The sequence below is a fragment of the Variovorax ureilyticus genome, from assembly GCF_037889935.1.
GTDB classification, from domain to species: domain Bacteria; phylum Pseudomonadota; class Gammaproteobacteria; order Burkholderiales; family Burkholderiaceae_C; genus Variovorax; species Variovorax ureilyticus.
Genome location: NZ_JBBKZU010000002.1, coordinates 443481 through 466801, shown reverse-complemented (window position 1 = coordinate 466801; position 23321 = coordinate 443481). Strand labels below are relative to the sequence as shown.

Below are 23321 nucleotides of genomic sequence, written 5' to 3'. Positions count from 1 at the left end.
CAAAGCAGGAAGTTCGATTGCCGATTGCAGCAGCTTGGGCGCACTATTCTTCCCCAACTTCGCGCTTGCAAAAGATCTCCGCGGTCCGCGACACCGGGTCGAGGCAGAACGCCTCCACGTAGCGCGGCCCACTCACGTCGTTCAGGTACTGGACAGCCGACGTCTGGTTGAGAAGATCCTGGAACGTGAACTCAGGCGCGATGACCTTCACAAGCACGTCGCTCCGCTCGAAATCGAGCGCCAGCACGAGGGCCAGTCCTTCCAGTTCACCATCGGCTGGGTGCAGTGGAGCCTTCGCGACGAATCGAACGACCCGATTGCCGATCTGCGGAAAGAATTGATGCATCCGCTGCAGCACCAATAGCGCATCGCTCGCGAATTCGGCCACCACGCTCGCTGGGTACATTGGCGACGCTTGGTCCAGCGTGATCTCGAGTGCTCCGTCGTCCGGCGCACTCTCCACCACATGGCTGATGTGGGGATGCAGCTCGCCGACCACCAACGGGGCGGAGACCAATGGCCGGGGCAGTTCGCGGCCCTCTTTGTCCATCAGGATGGCGCCTCCGAACGCGAGGAAGATCGCCGCCAAGACCATGAAGAAGATCCATTCGGGCCACTGCGCTACGCGCAGGCTCCGGCGCGCCGGCGGCGGCGTCTGCCGGGCTCCGTAAGGGGGGCGCGGGGTCCCCGCATCCAGCGGCGCCCGCGAAGTGACGATGTCGCCGGGAAGCACCTCCCCCGCCGCATCTCTGGCTTCATGCCTTCCTCCCGAGGATTCTGCGTTCATTCCACTTCCCAACTTGCCATCTCCGCGTGCGGTTGATCAACAGGAGCACCGGGCTCCGGTCGGCTGCAGGTGTCGCTTGTTCCGGTCAGCAGACAAGATCGTGCGCAGCAACCTGCAATTTTTCAATGCCACTTTTTGGCAACATCAGTTCCGATTTGGGCCCTCCGAATCCAACTGCACGTCGATCCAGCCGCGCAGGCTGTTGACGAAGGCGATGGCCTCCGCGCGCGCCAGATCCTCGACCCGCACGATGCCTTCCAGCATCCGTCCGACAGCAAGCGCCTGCGCCCGACCGACGCCCGGCAGCAGACCGCATGAGAGCGGCGGCGTGATCCAGCGGCCTTGCCGCTTGACGACGACGTTGCCGCGGGTGAACTCCGTGACCTCACCGGCCTCGTTCCAAAGCAGCGTATCGAAGATGCCCGCATCCGGCGCGAAGGCTTCGTAGTGCGCGCGCCGCGTGGTCTTGTGACGCACGAACTCGCTGTGGGCTTCGCCGAGGGCAGTGGGCGCCATGCGAACGCGCGCGAGCCCCGCGTGGTCGACCATCGGTGTCGCCTGCGCCTCGAAACGACCATCGGCGTGGAGCAGCAAGCGGACGCGTTGCACGCCCTTCGAGTGTTCCGACAGCAGGCGATCGAGCGCGTGGTCAGCGGCCCTGCGGTCCCAGGCATACCCGAAGTGAGCCGCGCTGGCTCCCATGCGAGACAGATGCGCATGGGCATGGCGGGCAACGCCCTCCTCGATGCGCAGCGTCTCGAGCAAGGCGAACGGCAGACTCGCCCGACGGACGAAGGTTGCCTTGTGCCCCCACTCGGCCCATTCGCCATCGAACCCGGCATCGATCGTGATGCCGCTTCCGATGCCGCAGCGCGCCGAGCGTTCTTCATCGATCTCGACCGTTCGGATCGCCACATTGAAGGTGGCTGCGCCACCCGGGCGAACCACGCCGACCGCGCCGCAGTAGACGCCTCGCGCATCATTTTCCAGTGCGTGGATGGCACGCATGGCCTCGACCTTGGGTGCGCCGGTGACCGACCCGCAGGGAAACAACGCGGAGAACACGTCGGTCAAGGTCGCGCCGGGCCGTGTTCGCGCGGTGACATCGCTGGTCATGGACCAGACCGTCGGCAGCGCCTCCGCATGAAAAAGACGCGGCACGGCAACGCTGTGAAGCTCTGCGATGCGCGAGAGATCGTTGCGGATCAGGTCCACGATCATGACGTTCTCCGCACGCTCCTTCACACTGGCGCGCAGCGCAGCCAGCTTTGCCGCGTCCTCATGCGTGTTGGCGCCGCGTGCCGCCGTTCCTTTCATCGGTCGGCAGAGGATGCTGCCGTCCGCACGCCAATCGAAGAACAGTTCGGGCGAGACCGAGAGCACCTGCCGGGACCCGGTGTCGATGAAGGCCGCATAGGTCCCGGGCTGGAAGCGTTGCAATGCGGCGAAAAGATCGCTTGGTGAGCCCTCGTGCAGCGTGCCATGCAGGCGGCCCGTCAGGTTGACCTGGTACACCTCGCCCGCGGTGATGCGACGGTGGATGTTCGCGACACCGGCACGCGCCGCCGTCTCCTGAAGGGCCGTGTGCCAGTCGAGCCATGCCGTATTGGCGTCCGGGATCGGCCAGGGGCCGATCTCGTCGAAGACACCGAACCACGCCACGGGTCCGGGACGCGGCCGGTGCGTGACCCAAGCGGAATCGAACGCCGCCGCCGCTTCGTAGCACACAAAGCCCACGCACCAGCGCCCGGCCCTCGCGTGTTCGTGAACCGCGTCGAGGACACCACGCACTTCGTGGATCGACTCGGCAGCGAGTACGTCAACCGGAGATTCGAAAGCGCCGCGAAGCGCCGGTGTATCTGGCCCCGGCGAGATGAAATCGATCGAGACCCGGACGGGCGTGATGTTTGTCACAGGCAGAAAGGGGCGCGTCCTGGTTCGCAGTGGAACTGAGGAGGGCGGCGGCTCGTCATGTTGCGCGCCACGCGGCTATCTCCGCTCGGGTTCGAGCGCCCGCCGGCCCTTGTCGGTCAACGAGACGAGCATCTCGTCCTCGTCCTCGGAATCAAGTGCGTGCACCAGTCCGGCGGCTCTCAGTGCAAGCACCTTGTTCACGCAATCGTTCTCGCGAACGAGGATGGGCTGTCCTGCCTTGCCCATTTGGGCAAGCAATTTCAGGGGCATTCTCTTGTCTCCATTCTTCAAGCAATCAAACCTGGGACGACACTTGCGTTCGGCGCTGACCATCGGCGATGGCGAGGACTCGTCGCCGTCGTTCGTTCACTGGCAAAAAGGCGCGATTCTGGCTGCTCGAGGTGGACGAAAAAACGGCGGTCTGTCACATATGTGGGCGTGGCCATTGCGTACGTGCCCGCCGGACGCTTGCGATGAAAATGGACCCATGAGAACGAACGACCTGGGCGGCGTGGGGGATGAGCGCGATGCAGCGGTGCAAGGTTGGGCGTCGCTGGCCGATGGTCGGACTTCAACCCGCCGTTTCACCGACAGCCCCGTACCGGACGAATGGATCGCGCAGATGTTGCAGGAAGCGCGGCGCGCGCCCAGTGGGGCGAATCTGCAACCGGGCGAGTTCATACGCATCGACGGCGCGGCGCGCCGGAAACTGTCGGACCGCCTGGTGGAGATGTACCGGAGTGGCGCTCCCCAGAACGAGGACTACAGCTACTTCCCCATTCCCATGCCCATGACCCTGCGGCGGCGTCAGGTGGCCGCCGCTCAAGCGCTCTATGGCGCGCTTGGCGCAGCGCGCGACGACCAGGAAGCACGGCGCGAGCAGTTCGAACGCAACTTCCGTTTCTTCGACGCGCCGGTCGCGCTGGTGATCACCATCGATGCGCGCATGGGCAGCGGTTGCTACATGGATCTGGGCATGTGCCTGTACGGCTTCATGCTGGCGGCGGCCGCGCGGGGCCTGGGCAGCTGCGCGATCGGCGCACTCGCTTCCTACCCCGGTGTGGTGCGCGAGGTGTTGGGGCTCGACGCCGGCCAGTCCATCGTGTGCGGTCTCTCGATCGGCTATGCCGACCCATCGGCCCCCGAGAACATGGTGCGCACTGTGCGACGCGACGTATCGGACTACCTGCGCGTGATCCGATAGCGGCGGCTAGAGTCTTTCGACCAACGCTGCCGATCCGAGGCCACCTGCCGCTGCGATGCTGGCGAGCCCCAGTGCGCCTCGCGATGCTTCGCGCGCCATATCGGCGAGAAGACGGACCAGGCTGACGGCTCCGGACGCGCCGATGGGGTGCCCCCGTGCAAGCCCCCCTCCTCCGCGGTTGAGACGCTCGGGATCGATGCCCAGCGCCTCCGCGAACGCGATGGCCTGGACGGCAAAGGCTTCGTGCAGTTCCGCGCCCCAAAGGGCCGCTGCCTCGACGCCGTGCCGATGAAGCAAGCGCTTGGTCGCGCGCGCTGCTGCCAGCATGGGCATCTCCGGCGCGGTGCCCCTTGCAAGCGCGGCCCGCCAACGCAGCAAGGGCGGCGCTCCAAGGAGGGCCGAAGCCTGTGGCGAGGCCATCAGGACAAACGCCGCGCCATCTGCCTGCGGCGCGATCGAAAGCCGGCTCACCGCCGTGGCCCGTCGATCGAAGTCCGATGAACCCCACTGATCCGAGATCGCCTCGATGGGCATGCGCGCCGCGCGTTCGACAGTCAGCGCGCGCGCATAGCTGTCCCGCACGGCCGCTCCGATGGGAACGATTTCCGAGGCCATGTGCTCGCGCCATGCAAGGGCCTTGGCATGACTGCCGACCGCATGCGCATCCTGCGCCGTCCGCGTGATGCCCGTCTGCGCGGCGTATCGGGCCGCAGCCAGCGTCAGGTCGGGGTCGCGCGATGGGTCGGGCGCGAATGCCGGCCGCTCGTAGGACACCGGCGCCTCATCCTGAGCGAGCGGCCGATGCTGCCGGATCGGCGAGCGGCTCCAGGCCTCGACACCGCCCGCCACCACCACCTGCGCCTGCCCGGAGGCGATCAACCCGGCGCCCATCGCGACGGCATCCAGCCCCGAGCAGCACTGCGTGTCGACCGAGAAGGCTGCAGTGCCATCGGGCAAGCCGGCGGCGAGCGCGACCATCCGTGCCGGATTGCCGCCCGCGCCGAGCGCGTTGCCGCAAACCACCGCATCAACAGCTGATGCACCGATGCCGCCCCGCGCCAGCAGCGCCCTGACGACCGGCGCCGCGATCTCATGGGCAGCCAGGCAGGCAAGCGCCCCACCCCGGGGCACCACTGCACTGCGGGCCCAAGCGAGCAAGACCGGCGCATCCGGTGTCATGAGTTCGGAAGCTGCCAAGGCAGCGCTTGCCAGTCAGCGGGTCCCTCCGGACTTGCAGCCAGATACCGCCCCAGGGCGGCATGATCGGTCTTGCCGCCCGTCGTGCGCGGCCAGCGGGCACAAACATAGACCCGCCGCGGCGTCTTGTAGGGCTCCAATCGAGTCCTGCACCAGTCTGCGAGCGTCGCGCGATCAATGGGCTGAAGCAGCGCGAGGACCGCCACTGCATGCAGGCCGCGCACGCCATCGGGCACAGCCTGGACCGAAGCTGCCGCAATGGAGGGGTGATCGGTCAGGACCTGCTCCACTTCCTCGGGAAACAGGTTCTTCCCTTGCACGACGAACATGCGCTGCTGCCGACCCACCAGGTGGAGCACGCCGTCGGCATCGAGATGGCCCATGTCCCCCACGGACAGCCATTCGCCGTCGCGCAGGATCGTCGCACCGCGAGCCAGTGAAGGTGTCACGTAGTCGGTGAACACCATGGGGCTTCGCACGTAGATCAAACCCGGAGATGCAGCGGGAGCCGAGTCGTCGCGTGCCGCGCCCGCCCTGTCGATGCGCAGATCCACGCTCGCAAACGGGCGCCCCACGGCCGTCGCCGGCAGGTCGATGCGGCTCTCGGTCCAGGCGATGAAGCTGGTCTCGGAGGCGCCATAGAACTCGACGATGCGCGCGTTGGGAAACAACGCCTGCAAATGCGGCGTTCGCACCCGAGGCCATGCGGCGCCCCCGATCATCACCAGTTGCGTCTCCTCGATGGGGCGCAGGCCGTGACGATGAGCCTGCTCGATCATCAGGATGAGTTGGCTGGGCACGGCGATGAGGCTTCTTGCATCCCCCTGACGCACCGTGTTCAGTGCGGCGCCCGCCGAGAAGCGCGTTTGCAGGCGCACGCCGGCGCCGCTCCACAAGCCCATCAGTGCACCGAACAGGAAGAGCGAATGCGAAAGGCGTCCTGGCGCCAGCAATGGGGTGCGCACAGCCGGGCCGAATGCTTCGAGGCAGGCCTCGAAACTGCTCGTCCAGGAGCGGTGGCTTCGCACGAAGCCCTTGGGGACGCCCGTGCTGCCAGACGTGAAGCCCACGTAGAACGAGCCGGGAGGAAGCGTCAGATCGCGCGCCGGCGCCCCGGTCGACGAGGCGCCCAGCAACTCCGTGACCTTGCGTCGCATTTCTGGCGACCAGTCGGGGTCACCGACCACGGCCGCATCGCCTGCCGCGAGGATCCTCAGAAAGCTGACGAGCTGCTCGCCCGGCGTGCCTGCTTCGTCGACCCACACCGGCGCGGGGCCGAGCGCACGAGCATGTGGTCTCGCGGTGGCAGCGATCCGATCGGACAGCGCCTCGAAGCTCAAGCGCAGCGAGCCATCGTCGATGGCCGTCGCCTCCGGTGTGCGGGCGGCCCAGTAGGCGATCGGGTCGTGAACGGTTTCGAATTCGATCGGCGAAGCAGTGCGCGCAGCGCCAGCGGCGTACGAACGCTCGCTCGCATGATCTGGATCCAGCATGGCCAAGCGGCGTCGCTCGGCCTCACTCGGCCAGGAGCCAATGCGGCAATCCGCGCACGACCGTCTGCACGACCACCGCGCAGATCGCGCATTTGACGAGGTCGCCCGGGATGAACATCGCGCTGGCGAGCGCGGCATGCTGGACGGAGAGCTTGGCGATCAACGCGAGGCCAGCGATGCCGAAGGCATACACCACGCCGATACCGCCCACCAGCGCCGAAACGAAAGCGCCGGCCAGCAGCGCGCGGCCGCGGAGGTGCGACAGGCGACGCATCACAAAGCCACTCGCCGCCGCACCGAATGGCCAGCCGATCAGGAATCCGGCCGACGGCGCGACGAATACGCCCAAGCCGCCCCGTCCCCCGGCCAGCAGCGGTATCCCCAAAGCGACCGCAAGCAGGAAAAGGCCGACCGCGAGAAAGGCGCGCCTCGCGCCGAGCAGGCAGCCCGCGATCATGACGCCCAGAGTCTGCAGGGTGATCGGGACCCCAAAGGGCAGATCGATCTTGGGGATCATCCCCATCGCAGCAATCAACGCTGCGAAGAGTGCGACGTGGGCGAGGGTTTGGGAGGAATTGACCGAAGGCGCTTTGTTCATGTTTGTCGTGGGGAGGACGACCCCCGATCGATGGATTCGGCCTGTGGCCTGTGAGGAGTCGTTCCTTGGTGAACTTGATGTCGAAGGAACTGTCCGTGCAAGGCGCCCTCGTCTGCTGATCGAGCACTTTCCAGGAGAAGGTCTTCGTCGCCCGGCTCACCCTTGGCCGCGCGAACTTCCATCAGGCATCGCCTCAGATATCCCATGGGTCGTCCTTCGCGTATGCGCTCTCGGGCAAGCCCGGCACAGCGGTGAGGCGTTCAGCCACGAGGCCGCAGTCGGTCCCGGTGGCGCGATGGATCTTGGACTCGAGCAGGATTCGGAACATGGGAAGTTCGGAATGGAACAGATGAATCTGGATGGGTCGCCCCACCTTCATGACGGCGGCGTCGCGAAGCAGAACGCGCGATTCTGACAATGCCGACGCTCTCGAAAAACGGCGGTGGGTCACTTTTGCGCCGGCGCATGCCTTCCTCGCGTGCTGGAGAGCCTCGGCTCGGTCGGCGGAGAGGTCAGAGTGCGACGCCGCGCAAGTGGATCCAAGCCATCACGAGCGCTGCGAGGAATACCGTTTCGCCCACCACCAGCGCGATCGGCTTCCAGCCCACCGTCACGAGCTCCTTGAGCTGGGTCTTCATGCCAATGGCGGCGATGGCCGTGACCAGACACCATTGGGAAAGGTCCTTGCCCGCCTGCGTGACAGACGTGGGCACCCAGCCCGTGCTGTTGATGGCGACCAGCAACGCAAAAGCCACCGCGAACCACGGCAGGAGCGGCGGACGCTTTCCTTCGATGCCGCCACCTTGTCGTGCTCGCGTCATCAGGCCCGCGAATGCGATCACCGGCAGGAGCATCGCGACGCGCAGCAGCTTGACGAACGTCGCTGCATCGCCCGTGGCGGGCGACATGCCGTAGCCCGCGCCCACGACCTGCGCCACATCGTGAATCGTGGCCCCGAGGAAAATGCCAGCCTGCACCGGATCGAGGCCTGCCGCGCGCACGATCATCGGGTAGACGATCATCGCGAGCGTCGACAGTGCGCTCACGCTGATGACAGTGAACAGCGTGGCGCGTTCGCGCATCGCGTGGTTCGGCAAGGCGGCGGACAGCGCCATGGCCGCGGAGGCGCCGCAGATGGCGACTGCACCGCCGGTCAACAGGCCGAAGAAGACCCGATAGCCGATCAGCTTGGCGGCCACCATCCCCAGTGCGATCGTGAGCGCTACCGACACCACCACCATCCATACCGGCGCCCAGCCCATGGCCGCGATCTGTCCAGTGGTGATGCGCAGTCCCAGCAGCGCCACGCCGATGCGCAGCACCTGGCGTGCGGTCCACTCGATGCCTGCGGTGCACGTGCCGTCGGCGGACATGAAGTTCATCGCCATGCCCAGCAGCAGTGCGAAGAGCATGACGGGGGCGCCGTAGTGCTGCGAAAGAAAGGTGGCGGCAGCCGCGACGACGCTGCTCGCGAGAACGCCGGGAAAGAGCTGGCGTCCGAGAGCGGGCCAGCCAGCGAGGGTCAAGGTGGACATCTGCGAATGGCTCGGGACCGAGCGCCAGGTTGGGAAAGGGAAAGAAAGATGCGCCCGTCAGAACACGTGCCGAATGCCGACGTCGTAGCCGGTCGACGAATGCGGGACCGGCACCGAGCCATTGACGGCCTTGGTGTAGAAGGCCGGACCTCCCACCGTCAGGTCGGCGCCATTCGTGTTGTCGATGCGCGCGACGGTTCCGTAGAGGGCCGTGCGCTTCGACAGGTTGTGCACGTAGCCGAGCGCGAGCTTTTCGGACTTCGGATTCGGCGCCAGGCCGGGAATGACCTGGTTCAACGCGGCGACGTTGTTGTACTTCACCTCGGTGTAGACGACGCGGATCAAGCCCGGTCCGACCGGCACGGTTGCGCCGATCAAGGCGCCGTTGGCCCCCGGGCTGGTGAAGCCGAATGCGTTCGGCAGTGGCGGAATGGCGGAGAAGAAGGTCTTCGTCTTGTTGTTCGAGTATTCGCCGAACAGCTTGACGAGATCGAAGTCGTAGGTGACCGCTACATTCCAGATGTCGATGACGCTCGTCGTGCCGGCGAAGAACTTGTCGCCGATGGTGCTTCGGCCCCCGGCCACGGCGACATCCAGCGGGCCCTTGGTGTAGCCGAAGCGCCCGCCGACGTAGCGCCCCGCGCGCTGGCTGTTCGGGACGTCGGGCGTGAGACCGCCCGGGTCGTACTTGTTCGCTTCATTGAACGCGTACATGACCTGTCCGTAGAAACCACCGAGGTTCGGCGGCAGGAAATAGCCCACCGAGTTGGAAGCGCGAAGGTAGTTGGGGTTGCCCTGGAAGCCGTTGGCCACCTGGCCCGGGGAGTTGAAGCCGCTCGCGGTGGCAATCAGGTTGATGCCGACGCCGTTGGAAGTGAATGGATCGGCCACGGCGTCGTTCCAGAACGTGGGCGTGTAGTCCCTGCCGAGACGAATCTCTCCCAGGACGCCCGACAGGCTGATCGTCGAGCGGCGGTTGAAGGCAAGTCCTCCGCCCGCCCCCAGGCCGGCGCCGGAGTCGTTGAGCAAACCCGCTTCGAGCCAGAAGCCGGCCGCGGCGCCGCCACCGAGATCTTCCGTGCCTCGGAATCCGAGGCGACTGCTGGCATAGCCTCCACTGTTCTGCCCTGTGCTGCTGGTGGTGACCGCAACGCCAAGCGGTGTCTCGGACCTGTTCGCGTAGTGACTGAGCGTGGCGTCGACCACGCCGAACATGGTGACGGAGGATTGCGCCGATGCTGCGCCGCTGGCGGCGAGTACGGTCATGGCGATCAGGCCTTTGTTCATGGGTGTTGCTTCTGTGGGGGAGATGATGTGGGAGCGACGGTTGGTGCGCAGCGGCGAGTCGCCGTTGCGCCCGGGAACTACATGGCCGTCTTGCCTCCGTTGACGGCCAGAATCTGGCCCGAGATGTACGTCGACCGGTCGGATGCGAGGAAGACAATGGCGTCGGCGACCTCCTCCGGCGTACCAATGCGACCGGCGGGGATGGACGCGGCGACCGAAGCGATCTTTTCGGCGCCTCCCGCAATGCGTTCGAGCATGCCGGTGTCGATCGGGCCGGGCGCCACGGCATTCACGCGTACGTTCGACCGGGCCGCTTCCAGCGCTGCGGATTTGGTCAGGCCCTCGATCGCGTGCTTGCTCGCCACGTACAGGGGGTTCTGTGGGTTGCCGCGGCTTCCCATGGTGGAGGAAAGGTTGACCACGACCCCTTTGCCTTGCTGAAGCATCACGCGCAACTCGTGCTTCATGCTGAGGAATGTGCCCAGCACATTGGCATCGAAGGTGGCCGAATAGGATTCGACCGTCTGGCTCACGATCGACCCGGATGTTCCTTCCGTCCCTGCGCTATTGACGGCGACATCGAGCCGTCCGAAGCGCGCTGCGGCGTGGTCGACGAGCCGGCGGACGTCTTCCTCATGGCTCACGTCCGCGGCCACGAACTCCGCCTCGGCGCCCAGTTCCGCGAGTTCGGCAACCAGCTTGGCCCCGGCTGCGGCATTGCGACCCGAACAAACCAACCGGGCGCCTTCACGCCCAAATGCGAGAGCCGTTGCGCGGCCAATGCCAGCGGTGGCTCCGGTAATGAGGACGACAGCCTCGCTCATTGCACACTCCAGTTTCGTTGAAGACAAGTTGAGGGGCCGGAAGACCGGCGCGGTAGAGACGCAGGGGCCCGGTCAGAACGCGACCGCGTGCCTGCCTTTGAGTTGAAGCATGTCGCGCGCTTCGTCGGGCGTTGCAGCTTCGAGATTCAGCGACCTCAGGATCGAGACCACGCGCTGCACCTGCTGCGCATTGCCCGTCGCGAGCTTGCCCGGTGCGTCCCAGAGGGAATCCTCGAGTCCCACCCGGACGTTTCCGCCCATCGACGCGGCCATCGTGGCAAGCGGAATCTGGCTGCGCCCAGCGCCGAGCACGGACCAGTAGTAGTCCTTGCCGAACAGCCGCTCGGCCGTCCTGCGCATGTGCATCACGTCTTCCGGATGCGAGCCGATGCCACCGAGCAGGCCGAAGACCGACTGGATGAAGAAAGGCGGCTTGAGAATGCCGCGATCGATGAAGTGCGCCGCCGTGTAGAGGTGGCTGGTGTCGTAACACTCGATCTCGAAACGGGTGCCGTTGTCCGCGCAGGATTCGAGGATGTAGCGGATCTCCTTGAACGTGTTGCGGAACACGCGGTCTTCGGAGCCTTCGAGGTAGGGGCGCTCCCAGCCGTACTTGAACTCCTTGTGCCGGCCCAGCATCGGGTACAGGCCGAAGTTCATCGAGCCCATGTTGAGCGAGGCCACCTCCGGCTTGAGCTGCAGCGCGGGTTGCAGTCGCTCCTCCACCAGCATGTTCGGTGCGCCGCCCGTGGTGAGATTGATCACCACGTTCGAGCGCTCTGCGATGACCGGCAGAAACGCGCGGAACAATGCGGGGTCCTGCGACGGCTGTCCGTTCTCAGGATTGCGGGCATGCAGATGAACGATGGACGCACCCGCCTGCGCAGCCGCAATGGCCTCGCGGGCAATCTCATCTGCGGTGATCGGCAGGTATGGCGACATGGTCGGCGTATGAATGCCGCCGGTGATCGCGCAGGTCACGATTACTTTGCTCTGTGGAGCAGCCATCGAAGATTTCTCCTTGTCAGCATGTCAGCGGTGTTCGCATCGGGTGTCCGTTCGGACATCACGATTCGCTTGCGGGATCGATCGAACCAGATCAGGGCACCAGAACGGTGGAACCCATCGTCTTGCGTCCCTCGAGCGCCCGGTGCGCTTCGGCCGCATCGGCCAAGGCAAAGCTCTGCCTCGGCTCGCTGACGATGTGCCCGGCGAGTACATGGTCGAAAAGCTCCCGGGCCATGTCGAGCATGTGAGCGCGTGGTTCGATGTAATGCCTCATGGCGGGGCGGGTGAACCAGATGGAGCCCTTCGTCGCCAGCCGTCCGGTGTCGAAGATCACCGGGCCCGAGGTTGTGCCGTTGCTCACCATCGTTCCGCGAACCTGCAAGCAGTCGAGCGAAGCCTCGAGCGTGTCCTTGCCCACGGAGTCGTAGACCACCGGCACGCCCTTGCCGTCGGTGATCTCGCGCACGCGCTTGGCGATGTCCTCGCGCGAGGTCACGATGGTGTGGGCGCAACCGTTGGCCTTGGCGATCTCGGCCTTCTCGTCGGTGCTGACGGTGCCGATCATGGTCACGCCCATCGCTCGCGCCCACTGGCAGGCGATGAGACCGACGCCACCAGCCGCGGCGTGGTAGAGGATCGTCTCGCCACCCTTGAGCGGGTAGACCTGGCGGAACAGGTACTGCGCCGTCATGCCTTTCATGATGAGCGAGGCCGCCGCGCGATCCGTGATGCCGTCCGGCAGGGGGATCAACACATTGGCGGGCATCACGCGGGCCTGTGAGTAGGCCCCTTGCGGGCCCACCAGATAGCCCACGCGGTCGCCGACTTGGATGTCCGTCACGCCGGGGCCGACGGCTTCGACCACACCCACCGCATCGGTGCCGATGCCGTTGGGAAGCGCCAGCGGGTAGCGGCCGATGCGGAAGTAGATGTCCGCGAAGTTGACCGCGATGTAGCTGTGACGTACGCGTGCCTCGCCGGGCCCGGGGTCTCCGACTTCGACGTCTTCCAGTTTCAGGACGTCTGCGTCTCCTGTCTCGTATATGCGAATGGCCTTGGTCATGTGCGTCTCCTTGGGTGCCGATGGGACGCGATTCTTGCGGCGGAGATCAGGGACTGAAAGCGCGCCGTCCGCTTTGCCCCAAACGAACAAATTCGTGTCCCGGATAAGCAAGTTTCGCAAGCGGCCCCGCCAGATACTGCAAGCGTTGGTGAACTCGACTTCGCATGGATATAGGAGACAAACATGAAACTTCGGCAACTTGCGCGCGCCACCCTGCTTCTGGCGAGCTGCTCGCTCTCTCTCGGCGCGTCGGCCTTTGGCGAGAAGCCACTCAAGGTGATCGTCCCGGCCCCGGCGGGCGGAACGATGGACATCGCGGCCCGGGTCGTCGGGCAGCAGATGTCCCTGGACATGGGCCGGCCCGTGATCGTGGAGAACCGCGCCGGTGCGAGCGGGTCCATCGGACTCGCCACCATGCTGAAGGCAGAAGCCGACGGCAACACGATTGCGGTGGGTGCGAGCAATCTGCTGGTGGAATCGCCGCAGATCATGAAGGTGCCGTACGACCCTCTGAAGGACATCACGACCGTCGCCAGAGTGGCGTACTCCAGCTATGTGCTGGTGACGGGCGCGAACTACCCGGCCAAGGACTTCCAGAGCCTCATTGCGCATCTGAAGACTCGCAAGGGCAAGTCCAGCTTCGCGAGCTATGGCACGGGTACCGTGTCTCAATACTCGGGATTGATTCTCAGCAGTCAGGCCGACCTCGGCATGCAGCACGTGGGCTATGCCGGATCGCCGCCCGCGCTCCAGGACCTGATCGGTGGCCAGGTGGACATCATGTTCGACGGCATGGTGACTTCCTTGCCGCTGATCAAGAGCGGAATGCTTCGGGCCTACGCCGTCTCCAGCACGAAGAGGTCCCGGTATCTCCCCGACGTGCCCACGATGCCCGAGCTCGGCTACCCGGAGCTGCAGTTCCAGGGACAGATTTGCTTCTATGGCTCCAGCAAGCTGTCGGCCGATGTACTGGCGCAGCTTCAGGCAAGCATCAAGAAGGCCGCGCAAACACCTTCGGTGCAGCAGAAGCTGATCGACATCGGCCTGGAGCCCGACGTGAGTGTCGATACGCCTGCCCTGCTCGCGGAAAACAAGGCCCTGTCCAAGCGCTACGCCGCCATCGTCAAGAAGTTCGACATCCAGCCCAACTGAGCGACGTCACGCATCCCACATGGAGACCGTCATGAAGATCAGACAAATCACCCCCAGCATCGGTGCGCAAGTCACGGAAGTCCACCTCGGCGAGGCGTCGCGCAGCCCCGAACTCTTCGCGTTGATCAAGTCCGCATTGCTCAAGCACAAAGTGCTCTTCTTTCGCAATCAGGAGATCACGCGCGGCGACCACGTCGCCTTCGCGCGATGCTTCGGCGACCTCGAAGATCACCCGGTGGTCAACAGCGATCCGGAGTACCCGGGATTGGGCCTCATCTATCGCAGCGAGAGCAGGCACAGCTACGAGAACGTCTATCACTCCGACGGCCTATGGCGACCCAAGCCGCCGATGGGGGCCGTCCTGCGCTGCATCGAATGCCCGGAGGTCGGTGGCGACACCATCTGGGTCAACATGGTGCAGGCCTATGAAGAGCTTCCGGAAGACATCAGGAAGAAGATCCAGAACCTGCGCGCCAAGTCGAGCATCGAGCCGTCGTTCGGCGCCGTGATGCCACAGGAACAGCGGCAGAAGCTGGACCGGGAGAACCCGCCCGCAGAACATCCAGTCGTGCGTACGCATCCGGAGACGGGCGAGAAGGTCTTGTTCGTCGGCAGCTTCACGACGCACTTCGTCAATCACAACACGCCCGAGAACATCCGCCATGGGATCGACAAGACGCCGGGCGCATCGCTGCTGCTGAACTACCTGTTGAGCCGGGCCTCCATTCCCGAGTACCAGGTGCGCTGGTCCTGGCAGCCCGGAGACATCGCTGTCTGGGACAACCGGAGCACTCAGCACTATGCAGTGAACGACTACTGGCCGGCACCTCGCAAGATGGAGCGCGCCGCCATCCTGGGGGACGTTCCGTACTGAGCATGCGGTGCTCTTCCTGTCTTTTCACTTCTCAACCCAACCCTTCGAGCAATCATCATGAACTTCCTTGACGGCCATCTGTACCCCGAGAACCAACAGCCCTTGATCATCACGGCCGCCCCGTATGCGCCGGGCTGGATCCCCTCCGATTTCCCGGAAGACATCCCGATCACGATGGAGGACCAGATCCAGAAGGCCGTGGATTGCTATGAGGCCGGCGCCCGCGTGCTGCACCTGCATGTGCGGGAAGAGGACGGCAAGGGAAGCAAGCGCCTGTCGCGATTCAACGAGCTGATCGCCGGCGTGCGCGAGCGCGTGCCGGAGATGATCATCCAGGTGGGCGGTTCCATCAGCTTCGCGCCCGAAGAGGGTCAGCCGGCCAAGTGGCTGAGCGACGACACGCGGCACATGCTGGCCGAACTCAAGCCGACGCCCGACCAGGTGACGGTGACAGTCAACACGTCGCAGATGAACGTCACGGAGCATGCCGGCGTCGATGACTTCCGCGGCGTCTCGCGTGGCTTCCCGAACCTGTACGCGACCTACAAGGACATGGTCGTGCCCTCGAACCCCAGCTGGTACGAGGAGCACATTCGCCGCCTCTCGGCCGCCGGGATCCAGAGCGAGTTCCAGGTCTACAACATGAGCAGCTTCGAGACCATCGAGCGGCTGATCCGCCGCGGCGTCTACAAGGGCCCGCTGGTGATGAATTGGGTGGCCATCAGCGGCGGCATGGACCAGGCGAACATCTACAACCTCGCCCACATGCTTCGCGCCGTGCCGGACGGCGCGGTGGTGACGGTGGAAAGCTCGGTTCTGAACGTGCTGCCCATCAACATGATCGGCATCGCGCTGGGCCTGCACGTGCGCTGCGGCATCGAGGACGTGCTCTGGAACCAGACGCGCACGGGCAAGATGAGTTCGGTCGAGCAGATCAAGCAGCTGGTGCGCATCGCGGGCGAAGTGGGCCGCCCCATCGCCACGGCGCAGCAGGCGCGCGAGATCATGCAGATCGGCGTCTTCTACAAGACGGTGGAGGAGACACTCGAGAAGAATGGCTTCTCGCCGAACCGCAAGGGCGCGCACCAGGGCTTCCTGCGCAAGCAGGAGTGCATGTAGGCCCGCAGGCCGGGGCGCTCAATGGGGCGGGGCCGCCACCACGAGCGCCCGCTTGCTCCATTGCGACGCGCTGCAGCCGAACGACTTCTGAAACCAGTGGCTGAAGCTGCTGGGACTTGAAAAGCCCAGCAGCTCGGCAATCTCGCCGAGCCGCAGGTCGCTTCCCTGCAGATGGTGCGTCGCCAGTTCGGCACGCACGTGGTCGAGCAAGCCGCTGAAGGTGAGACCTTCCGCCTCCAGTCGACGATGCAGCGTGCGGCGATCGATTCGCAAATGCCTTGCAACCTCCGCCGCCGTGCAAGCGCCACCCGGAAGCAGTGCCAATATGAGTTGGCGACAGGTTTCCTGCGCGCTTTCGGTGCGATTGCCGAGAGCGGCCTCCAGATATTTCCGGGCAAATCCGGCCGCCACCTGGTCCACGGCCTTGCGCGGCTTGGACAAGTCACTCGCCCTGCACACCAGGCCATTGAATTCCTGATTGAACCTGACGCTCCGTCGGAAGAACGTCCGGTACGGGGAGAGGTCTTTCGGCGGACGATGTGTGAAGCAGACTTCAAGCGGTTGCCAGTCTTGCCCGATCAACTCGCCAAGCATCTGAAACATGGTGCCGACAGCCAACTCCACGGACTGTCGCATCTGCAGCCCGGGACTCGGCAGCAAGTCTTCCCGAATGATGACGACGCCGCCCGCATCTTCGACGCGGATCGTCAGCGAGGCATTGACGAGCTTGAGATACCGGCACAGCGTATCCAGCCCATCCCTGGGTGTCGCCTCCTCTTTCAAGACCAAGCTGATCGGTCCGAGGGAGGAGAGCTTGCGCTGCGCCGCAAGGCGCAGCGCGAAATCTTCCGTTTGCGTGGCACGGGCCGTGATCTCCAGCAGCTCGCGCGCGGCATCTCTGGGGATCAGCATCTCGGGATCCTTGAGGAACTCCGCCTTCAGCCCCACGGTTCGCATGAAAGCATCAGGATTTCGCCCGAGAGACCTCACCAACTCGACGTATCCGTTCAAGCTGGCGCTGCGTATCAGCCGAGCGATGTGCCTCATGGACCGTCATTTTGCCGAGTCGTGAAGCCTCGAGGTATGGGTCACATGCCCGATGCATGGAGAGGAGCCGGCCGGCTGAGGAGGTCGTTGCGCGACTCAGCCCAGACACGCTCCGTCTCGCCGGAGCGCTTCGCGAAGGCTCTTCGCGCTGACCGCGCGAACATCGGCGCCGGATGATGCACCTTCTGCAGTCATCGCGGCCGCGGTGCCTGCCGCCTGACCGACAGCCATGGAGATGGTCATCACCCGGATCGCAGCCAGCGCCTGGTGCGTCGCCGAGATGCCTCGGCCTGCAACCAGCGCGTTGTCCAGTCCTGCGGGGCACAGGCTGCGATAGGGGATCTGATAGGCATGGTCGTCGCCGAGCGCCGAGTAGACGAGCTCGCCGCCGGCGGCAGGATGAATGTCGATCGGATACGCCCCCGCGGCGATCGCGTCATCGAACTCGACAGGCGCGAGCAGTTCCTCGGCCGTGAGCACATGGTCGCCGAGCACCCGGCGCGTTTCGCGCACGCCGACCTGCGTGCCGAACGCGAGCAGCCGGCCCGACGCGCAGCCCGGCACGTGGGCGCGCAGGTACTGCGCGGCGTTCCAGGCCTGCCTGCGGCCTTCGATCTCCGCGCGCCCCAGGGCCATGGCGTCCGTCGCGTCGATCGCGAGACGGCTGATGTTGAACCAGCCATCCGCCGAATAGGGGTCGCGCGCCACATGCAAGGCGGCGCGCGCCAGCGCCTTCTCCTCGTAGCCGCGGCGCGCCAGGGACGCGAGTTCCGCCGGCGATAGCGCATCGAAGCGCGCGAAGTCGATCGGGCCGAAGCGGAACATCATGGTCGCGGGCTGAAGCGCCTCGCCGTCTTCGAGCGGCAGGAACTGCGCGCCCGCCTGCCGCATCGCGTCCATGTCGCCCGAGGTGTCCACCAGCACGCGCAGGCGGATGCGCACCACGCCGCCCTTGGTCAGCACGCGGACGGAGTCGATCCGCGAGCCCTCCCGCGAGACGTCCAGGAGACTCGCATGCAGCAGCGGTTGCACGCCGGCATCGCGCACCATGTCGTCGAGCACGAGCTTGAGCACTTCGGGTGCGTATTCGACGCGGTCCATCCGGTGGCCGGTCGACATCACGAAGACCTGGTGCGCGGCCGCCGCGCCGTATTCGCGCAGCCGGTCGACGACCTCCTGCGCGAGACCCGCCACGACACGACGGCCGTTGGCCGTCTGCCAGCTGTTGAACTGGGCCACGGCGCCGGCGGTCGCGTTGCCGCCGAGAAAGCCGTAGCGCTCCAGCAGGATCACGCGCGCGCCCTGGCGCGCGGCGGCCACCGCGGCGATCGTGCCCGCCACACCACCGCCGCAGACGAGCACGTCGGTGTCCAGTGGCACGGCTTCCGGGCGTGCCGAAGAAAAGGGCTGGTCGGTCACGCGCGTCACCCTGCCTTGATGCCGCGGGCCTTGATCACGCTGGCGTACCGGGTGGTTTCCGCCTGCAGGAACTGGGCGGTCGCCTGGCGGTCCATCACCATCGGCGTGACGTTCAGCGAGGCGAAACGTGCCTTCACCGTGTCGGAAGCCAGTGCTTGCGCGAGCAGGCCTTCGAGCCGGGCCAAGCCCTCCGGCGGGATGGTTCCCTTGGGCGCGAGCAGCGCGGCCCAGCCCTGCACCTCCAGTGCGGGAAGCTTCAGCGAACGCAGCGTCGGAACACCCGGAAGCTCCGGAACCGGCTGCGGCGACGACACCGCGAGCGCCCGGATGCGGCCCGACTTGATGTGCGGCGCGACGCTGGGCAGGTTCAGGAAACCGAACGCCACGAGGCCGCTGATCAGCTCCGGCAGCAGGGCGCTTTCTCCCTTGTAGGCCACGGGCGTGATCTGCACGCCGGCTTCGCTCGCGAAGATCTCCGAGGCGATGTGCGCGAGCGTTCCGTTGCCGCTGTTGCCCGCTGCCAGTTCGCCGGGGTGCGCCTTGGCCTGCGCAATCAGGTCCTGAAGGGACTTGATGTTCGAGTTCGCGGGCACCACCAGCACGAGGGGTTGCGCGGAGACCATCCCGACCGCATCGAAGTCCCGCACGGGGTCGTAGCCGATCTGGGGGTTGAGCGATGGGTTGATGACCATGCTGTTGCTGGCCATCAGGAGCGTATGGCCGTCCTTGCTCTGGGCCGCCGCGAGGACGCCGATCGCACTGCCCGCGCCCGGCTTGTTCTCGACGATCACGCTTTGGCCGAGCTTCGGCGCGAGCAGATCGGAAAGCACGCGGGCGGACGAATCGGCGCCGCCGCCCGGCGCGAAGGGAACGATGATCCGGACCGGCTTGATCGGCCAGGCTTGCGCCGCCAGTACACGAACGCTCGCGCCGGCGGCGAGCAACGCCAGCATCGAGCGGCGATTGAGTTTGAACGTCATCAGCTTGTCTCCAGGTTGCACTTGCATCGATGATCGGGCGCGGCCGGTATATCGGCAAATACCAAGATTCAAGACACCTATAACATCATGTTAATCAACACCCGACGACCATGAACCTGCGCCAGATCGAGGTTTTTCGCGCCGTGATGCTGGCCGGCTCGGTGACCGATGCCGCACGGCTCCTTCATGTATCGCAGCCGGGCATCAGCCGCATGCTCGGGCACATCGAACTGCAACTGGGGCTCAAGCTCTTCGAACGCGGCCGAAGCAAGCTCAGGCCGACGCCCGAAGCGCAGGCGCTCTATGCCGAAGTCGAAAGCGTCTACCGGGGCGTGCAGCGCATCGAGGAGCGCGCGCGGGACCTGCAGACGGGCGGCGGGCTGCCGCTTCGCATCCTCGCGAGCCCGAGCACCGCGCTCGAGATCGTGCCGCGCGCGGTGTCGGCCCTCGCGGCGAGGTTTCCGACCGCGCGCATCTACATGGAGACGCAGCTCGTGCGCGAGATGGTGGGTCAGCTGGCGCGCAACGAGGCGGACATCGCGGTGTCCACCCTGCCGATCGACCATGCGTTGCTGGTCGGCGAAGAAGTCGGAAGCTGGTCGATGGCGTGCGTGTTCCGAAGCGACCATCCGTTCGCCAAGAAGAAGAGCGTGAGCCTGCGGGACGTGAGGGGTGAACCGCTGATCGCCTTCAGCCCGGACACGCCGCAAGGCCGTCTGCTCGAAGCGCAGGAGGCCAGCAGCCCGCGCGAGTCATCGGCCCGGATCGAGGTGCGCTCCGGCCAGGTGGCATGCGCGCTGGCGGCGTGCGGCGCCGGCGTCGCGGTGGTCGACGAGCTGACTGCGCGCGCGTGGAATCGCAAGGAGCTTTGCTTCCGGCCGCTGCGCGGCGGGCCGGTGCATCCGGTGTATGTGGTGCGCCATGCCAACCTGCCGCAATCGGCCATGGCCCAGGCGTTCGTTGCCTGCGTGAAGACGGCGTTCAAGGCGGCCAGAACGCCGGCCGGGTGACTTCGCTGCCGCGTTGCGGAGAACGAGCAAGAGCCCGGCGGCGAAACCTGCCGCCGGGCTGGGGCCTCCGTTCATGCTGCGTTTGCCTGCGAGAGGCCGCCATAGCCTACGTGAGAGGCCGCACCGGAAGCTCCCGCGTGGACTCTACGCTCACTTGAGGAAGCCCGCACAATCTACCCATGATGCAAGCGATGGTTCTTCATGCTCCCGGCCAGCCGCTTCGGCTGGAGCGGCGCCCGATCCCGCTGCCCGCCGCCGGCGAGTTGCGCCTGCGCGTGCTGGCCTGCGCGGTATGCCGCACCGACCTGCATGTGGTCGATGGCGACCTGCCGCTGCGCACGCTGCCGGTCGTGCCGGGCCACGAGATCGTGGGCGAGGTCGAAGCCATCGGCGACGGCGTGAACGGGCACGCGATCGGCGACCGGGTCGGCGTCCCCTGGCTCGGCCACACCTGCGGGCACTGCGCGTTCTGCATGGCTGGGCGCGAGAACCTGTGCGACACCCCGCGCTTCACCGGCTACGACCGCGATGGCGGCTTCGCGAGCCATGTCGTGGCGGAAGCCGATTTCTGCCTGCCGCTCGGCGATGCGACGCTGGATGCGGCGCACATCGCGCCGCTGATGTGCGCGGGACTGATCGGCTGGCGCAGCCTCAAGGCGGCCGGCGAAGGCGTGCAGCGGCTCGGCCTCTATGGCTTCGGCGCGGCCGCGCACCTGATCGCGCAGGTGGCGGTTGCGCAGGGGCGCGAGGTTTACGCCTTCACGCGGGCGGGCGATGCGGCGGGCCAGGCGTTCGCGCGTTCGCTTGGCGCGGTGTGGGCTGGTGCATCGGACGAGGCACCGCCCGAGCGGCTCGACGCCGCGATCATCTTCGCGCCGGCCGGCCCCCTCGTGCCGCTCGCGCTGCAGGCGGTGCGCAAGGGCGGGCGCGTGGTCTGCGGCGGCATCCACATGAGCGACATCCCCGCCTTCCCGTACCGGCTGCTGTGGGAAGAGCGCGAACTCGTCTCGGTCGCAAACCTCACGCGCGCGGACGGCCGCGAGTTCCTGGACATCGTGCGCCAGCATCCGCCGCAAGTGCACGTCACCACCTACGCCCTCCAGCAGGCCAACGAGGCGATGGCGGATCTGCGCGCGGGCCGGATCGAGGGTGCTGCGGTGCTGATTCCGTGACGTCGATGCCCTGATCGTCGGCAGCGATTCGGTTAGATGCTTCGCAACGGTGGCCTTGTCGGCGCGTGCTGGATGCGCTTTCTCGGCTTGCCAGGGGCAGGGAGCTCCGGAGGGAGCGCATCGATCTCCTCGTCACTGAGCTCGCGTTCCGGCTCATCCGGCGCAGCCGCGGGCCCGGACCGAGGCAGGGGTGCATGCGTCAACGCGGGTGGACGCGCGGACGCGGGAGACGGCTCCTTCGCTGCAGCCTGCCTGGTCGTGGCGGCGTGCGTCATCGCCTTGCCGCGCCGAGCCTCCAGCGCCTCGACCAGCGCACGGAGGTCATTGGCATGACGCGCGTCCCGCTCCGATTGCCGCTGGGCCAGAGACTCGATCTCGATCGCCATGGCCTGCTGGAGGCGCTTCGTCATGCGGGCCTCGTCAAGATCCGGCGCAGAGGAAGGCACCCCCTCCCGCACCGTCAATGCCTTGCGCAGCGACTCTTCATGCTCCTGCAGGCGCCCAATCAACTCGCGCCGAAGGCGCTGCATGAGAATCCTCGCGCAGACCGCGCCGAACAGTCCCCTGCCGATGCATCCCAGCAGGATACCGGCGACCAGATAGATGAGCGGCGGCGTCATACCGGCGCTCCCAGCGATGCGCCCTCCCCTTCCTCCAACTCCCACTTGCGCAGCAGGTCCAGAGGGATCGAATCCGCCACCTGCGAGAAGCGCTTGCCCACCATGCGCTCGGCCTGCTTGAGCAGCACAGCCACGGGGCTGCTCGGCTCATGGGTCTCGAACCATTCGCGTGCGGCTCGGATGGTTGCCAGAACATCCTCTCGCGCGCTTCCGCCGGCGACGGGACGAAAAGCATGCACCTCTTCAGGCGTGACTGGAGATTGTTCGTTCGTCATCTGGACTACCGGTTCGATCTGCGAGGCCTCGCGCGCCACAAAGAGATTCAGCAAGCGCAGAAGTCCTTCCAGCGCAGGCGCATCGCCAGCGAGCTGACGCCTCGCCCATTCATCGATCGCACGCGCATGACCGGCGGCATGCGCGAGCAGATGCACCGGCGCCTCGGCGTCGGTGGCCGCGCGCAGCGCCTCGATCTGCCGGTGCACGGATTCGGGGCTCAGTGCGTCGACAGGGCGAGGCACGGCAAGGGCCCGCTCCACGTCGCGCACGGTCAAACGCATGGCGGTGCTCGAAGCCACCAATATCTCGCGCACGTCACCGAGCAGTCCCTCCGGGTCCGCAAGGCCTGCGAGCGCATTCGCCCTCACTTCGGGCTCGAACTGGCCTTCGATGACCAACTGCGGATGAACGGCGTCGGGCCAGGTCTGCAGCACGGTCGCCAGCATCGAGAGAGACTGCGCGAGCCCCGCTGCCTGCGCGAGCCGCGTGCGGGCGCGGCAGAGCCAGACCAGGAGATGGATGTCCTTCGTGCGCAACAGCAACCGGCGGCAATCGCGCTCGATCTCCGCCCAGCTGGGTGCTTCGGCCGTGCCGACGAAATCGCCGTACTGCGCCTCGCCGCGCGGCGTCATGCGCGACAAAAGGACGGCGTACTCGGCGTCGTATTCGAGGCTGGCGCCGCACGGCGCCTCGTCGCTGATCGGCATGAGCCAGTCAGGCTTCTGTGAACGAGTGGAAGGTG

23 protein-coding genes are annotated in these 23321 nt (G+C 66.1%); 6 read left to right on the top strand and 17 right to left on the bottom strand.

The genetic code is table 11. The annotated features are described in order from the left end of the window. Window positions 1-43 precede the first annotated feature (43 nt). From WKW77_RS06610 to WKW77_RS06600, 3 genes are all read right to left on the bottom strand, one after another. On the bottom strand, window positions 44-787 hold the full coding sequence (locus tag WKW77_RS06610) for a hypothetical protein (protein WP_340356043.1): 744 nt from the start codon (window positions 785-787) through the stop codon (window positions 44-46). 144 nt (window positions 788-931) lie between these two features. After that, complete coding sequence (locus tag WKW77_RS06605; protein WP_422823157.1) at window positions 932-2692, bottom strand: chorismate-binding protein; 1761 nt, start codon at window positions 2690-2692, stop codon at window positions 932-934. 84 nt (window positions 2693-2776) lie between these two features. Then, complete coding sequence (locus WKW77_RS06600; protein ID WP_340356041.1) at window positions 2777-2971, bottom strand: hypothetical protein; 195 nt, start codon at window positions 2969-2971, stop codon at window positions 2777-2779. A 217-nt stretch (window positions 2972-3188) separates the two neighbouring features. Here WKW77_RS06600 and WKW77_RS06595 point away from each other — a divergent pair, with 217 nt between their 5' ends. Next, complete coding sequence (locus WKW77_RS06595; RefSeq protein ID WP_340356040.1) at window positions 3189-3905, top strand: nitroreductase; 717 nt, start codon at window positions 3189-3191, stop codon at window positions 3903-3905. 6 nt (window positions 3906-3911) lie between these two features. On the opposite strand, the gene WKW77_RS06590 is transcribed toward WKW77_RS06595, so the two are convergent. The 9 genes from WKW77_RS06590 to WKW77_RS06550 all read right to left on the bottom strand — a co-directional run bounded on the left by WKW77_RS06590 (window position 3912) and on the right by WKW77_RS06550 (window position 12910). After that, a complete protein-coding gene (locus tag WKW77_RS06590) occupies window positions 3912-5084 on the bottom strand; it encodes a thiolase family protein (RefSeq protein WP_340356204.1) in 1173 nt (390 codons plus the stop codon). Next, window positions 5081-6595, bottom strand: coding sequence for an AMP-binding protein (locus tag WKW77_RS06585; RefSeq protein WP_340356039.1), 1515 nt, complete (start codon window positions 6593-6595; stop codon window positions 5081-5083). Before WKW77_RS06585 ends, WKW77_RS06590 begins: the two co-directional genes overlap by 4 nt. Before the next feature lie 22 nt (window positions 6596-6617). Beyond that, on the bottom strand, window positions 6618-7193 hold the full coding sequence (locus WKW77_RS06580) for a biotin transporter BioY (protein ID WP_340356038.1): 576 nt from the start codon (window positions 7191-7193) through the stop codon (window positions 6618-6620). Between the two features lie 193 nt (window positions 7194-7386). Then, on the bottom strand, window positions 7387-7521 hold the full coding sequence (locus WKW77_RS06575; RefSeq protein WP_340356037.1) for a hypothetical protein: 135 nt from the start codon (window positions 7519-7521) through the stop codon (window positions 7387-7389). Between the two features lie 184 nt (window positions 7522-7705). After that, window positions 7706-8728 carry a YeiH family protein gene (locus tag WKW77_RS06570; RefSeq protein WP_340356036.1) on the bottom strand — a complete coding sequence of 341 codons (1023 nt, stop codon included), beginning with the start codon at window positions 8726-8728 and terminating at the stop codon, window positions 7706-7708. 57 nt (window positions 8729-8785) lie between these two features. After that, window positions 8786-10015: a porin gene (locus WKW77_RS06565; protein WP_340356035.1), complete on the bottom strand. Its 1230-nt coding sequence runs from the start codon at window positions 10013-10015 to the stop codon at window positions 8786-8788. Window positions 10016-10092: 77 nt separating this feature from the next. Next, window positions 10093-10839 carry an SDR family NAD(P)-dependent oxidoreductase gene (locus WKW77_RS06560; protein ID WP_340356034.1) on the bottom strand — a complete coding sequence of 249 codons (747 nt, stop codon included), beginning with the start codon at window positions 10837-10839 and terminating at the stop codon, window positions 10093-10095. 72 nt (window positions 10840-10911) lie between these two features. Then, window positions 10912-11847 carry a 3,5-dioxohexanoate:acetyl-CoA acetone transferase gene (gene kce, locus WKW77_RS06555; protein WP_340356033.1) on the bottom strand — a complete coding sequence of 312 codons (936 nt, stop codon included), beginning with the start codon at window positions 11845-11847 and terminating at the stop codon, window positions 10912-10914. A 91-nt stretch (window positions 11848-11938) separates the two neighbouring features. After that, window positions 11939-12910: a quinone oxidoreductase family protein gene (locus WKW77_RS06550; protein WP_340356032.1), complete on the bottom strand. Its 972-nt coding sequence runs from the start codon at window positions 12908-12910 to the stop codon at window positions 11939-11941. 183 nt (window positions 12911-13093) lie between these two features. Between WKW77_RS06550 and WKW77_RS06545 the strand changes: the two genes are divergently transcribed. The 3 genes from WKW77_RS06545 to WKW77_RS06535 are packed head-to-tail and all read left to right on the top strand — an operon-like array spanning window position 13094 to window position 16055. Beyond that, window positions 13094-14062 (top strand): tripartite tricarboxylate transporter substrate binding protein, encoded by a 969-nt coding sequence (locus tag WKW77_RS06545; protein WP_340356031.1) that lies wholly within the window; start codon window positions 13094-13096, stop codon window positions 14060-14062. A gap of 31 nt (window positions 14063-14093) precedes the next feature. Beyond that, window positions 14094-14936, top strand: coding sequence for a TauD/TfdA dioxygenase family protein (locus WKW77_RS06540; protein WP_340356030.1), 843 nt, complete (start codon window positions 14094-14096; stop codon window positions 14934-14936). 57 nt (window positions 14937-14993) lie between these two features. Beyond that, entirely contained in the window at window positions 14994-16055 is a 1062-nt protein-coding gene (locus WKW77_RS06535; protein ID WP_340356029.1) for a beta-keto acid cleavage family enzyme, read from the top strand. An 18-nt stretch (window positions 16056-16073) separates the two neighbouring features. Here WKW77_RS06535 and WKW77_RS06530 read toward each other — a convergent pair whose 3' ends face one another. The 3 genes from WKW77_RS06530 to WKW77_RS06520 form a co-directional block, all read right to left on the bottom strand. Continuing rightward, complete coding sequence (locus WKW77_RS06530; protein WP_340356028.1) at window positions 16074-17066, bottom strand: AraC family transcriptional regulator; 993 nt, start codon at window positions 17064-17066, stop codon at window positions 16074-16076. Between the two features lie 132 nt (window positions 17067-17198). Then, window positions 17199-18521, bottom strand: coding sequence for an FAD-dependent oxidoreductase (locus tag WKW77_RS06525; RefSeq protein ID WP_340356027.1), 1323 nt, complete (start codon window positions 18519-18521; stop codon window positions 17199-17201). Between the two features lie 5 nt (window positions 18522-18526). Further along, entirely contained in the window at window positions 18527-19501 is a 975-nt protein-coding gene (locus WKW77_RS06520; RefSeq protein WP_340356026.1) for a Bug family tripartite tricarboxylate transporter substrate binding protein, read from the bottom strand. A gap of 110 nt (window positions 19502-19611) precedes the next feature. Here WKW77_RS06520 and WKW77_RS06515 point away from each other — a divergent pair, with 110 nt between their 5' ends. Together WKW77_RS06515 and WKW77_RS06510 are read left to right on the top strand one after the other, a co-directional pair. Beyond that, on the top strand, window positions 19612-20511 hold the full coding sequence (locus tag WKW77_RS06515) for a LysR family transcriptional regulator (protein WP_340356025.1): 900 nt from the start codon (window positions 19612-19614) through the stop codon (window positions 20509-20511). A gap of 182 nt (window positions 20512-20693) precedes the next feature. Continuing rightward, entirely contained in the window at window positions 20694-21683 is a 990-nt protein-coding gene (locus WKW77_RS06510; protein ID WP_422823156.1) for a zinc-dependent alcohol dehydrogenase family protein, read from the top strand. 32 nt (window positions 21684-21715) lie between these two features. Here the strand turns inward: WKW77_RS06510 and WKW77_RS06505 are convergent, their stop codons facing one another. Continuing rightward, entirely contained in the window at window positions 21716-22303 is a 588-nt protein-coding gene (locus tag WKW77_RS06505; RefSeq protein WP_340356023.1) for a hypothetical protein, read from the bottom strand. Continuing rightward, window positions 22300-23286 (bottom strand): type VI secretion system protein TssA, encoded by a 987-nt coding sequence (locus WKW77_RS06500; RefSeq protein WP_340356022.1) that lies wholly within the window; start codon window positions 23284-23286, stop codon window positions 22300-22302. Before WKW77_RS06500 ends, WKW77_RS06505 begins: the two co-directional genes overlap by 4 nt. Between the last annotated feature and the right edge of the window lie 35 nt (window positions 23287-23321).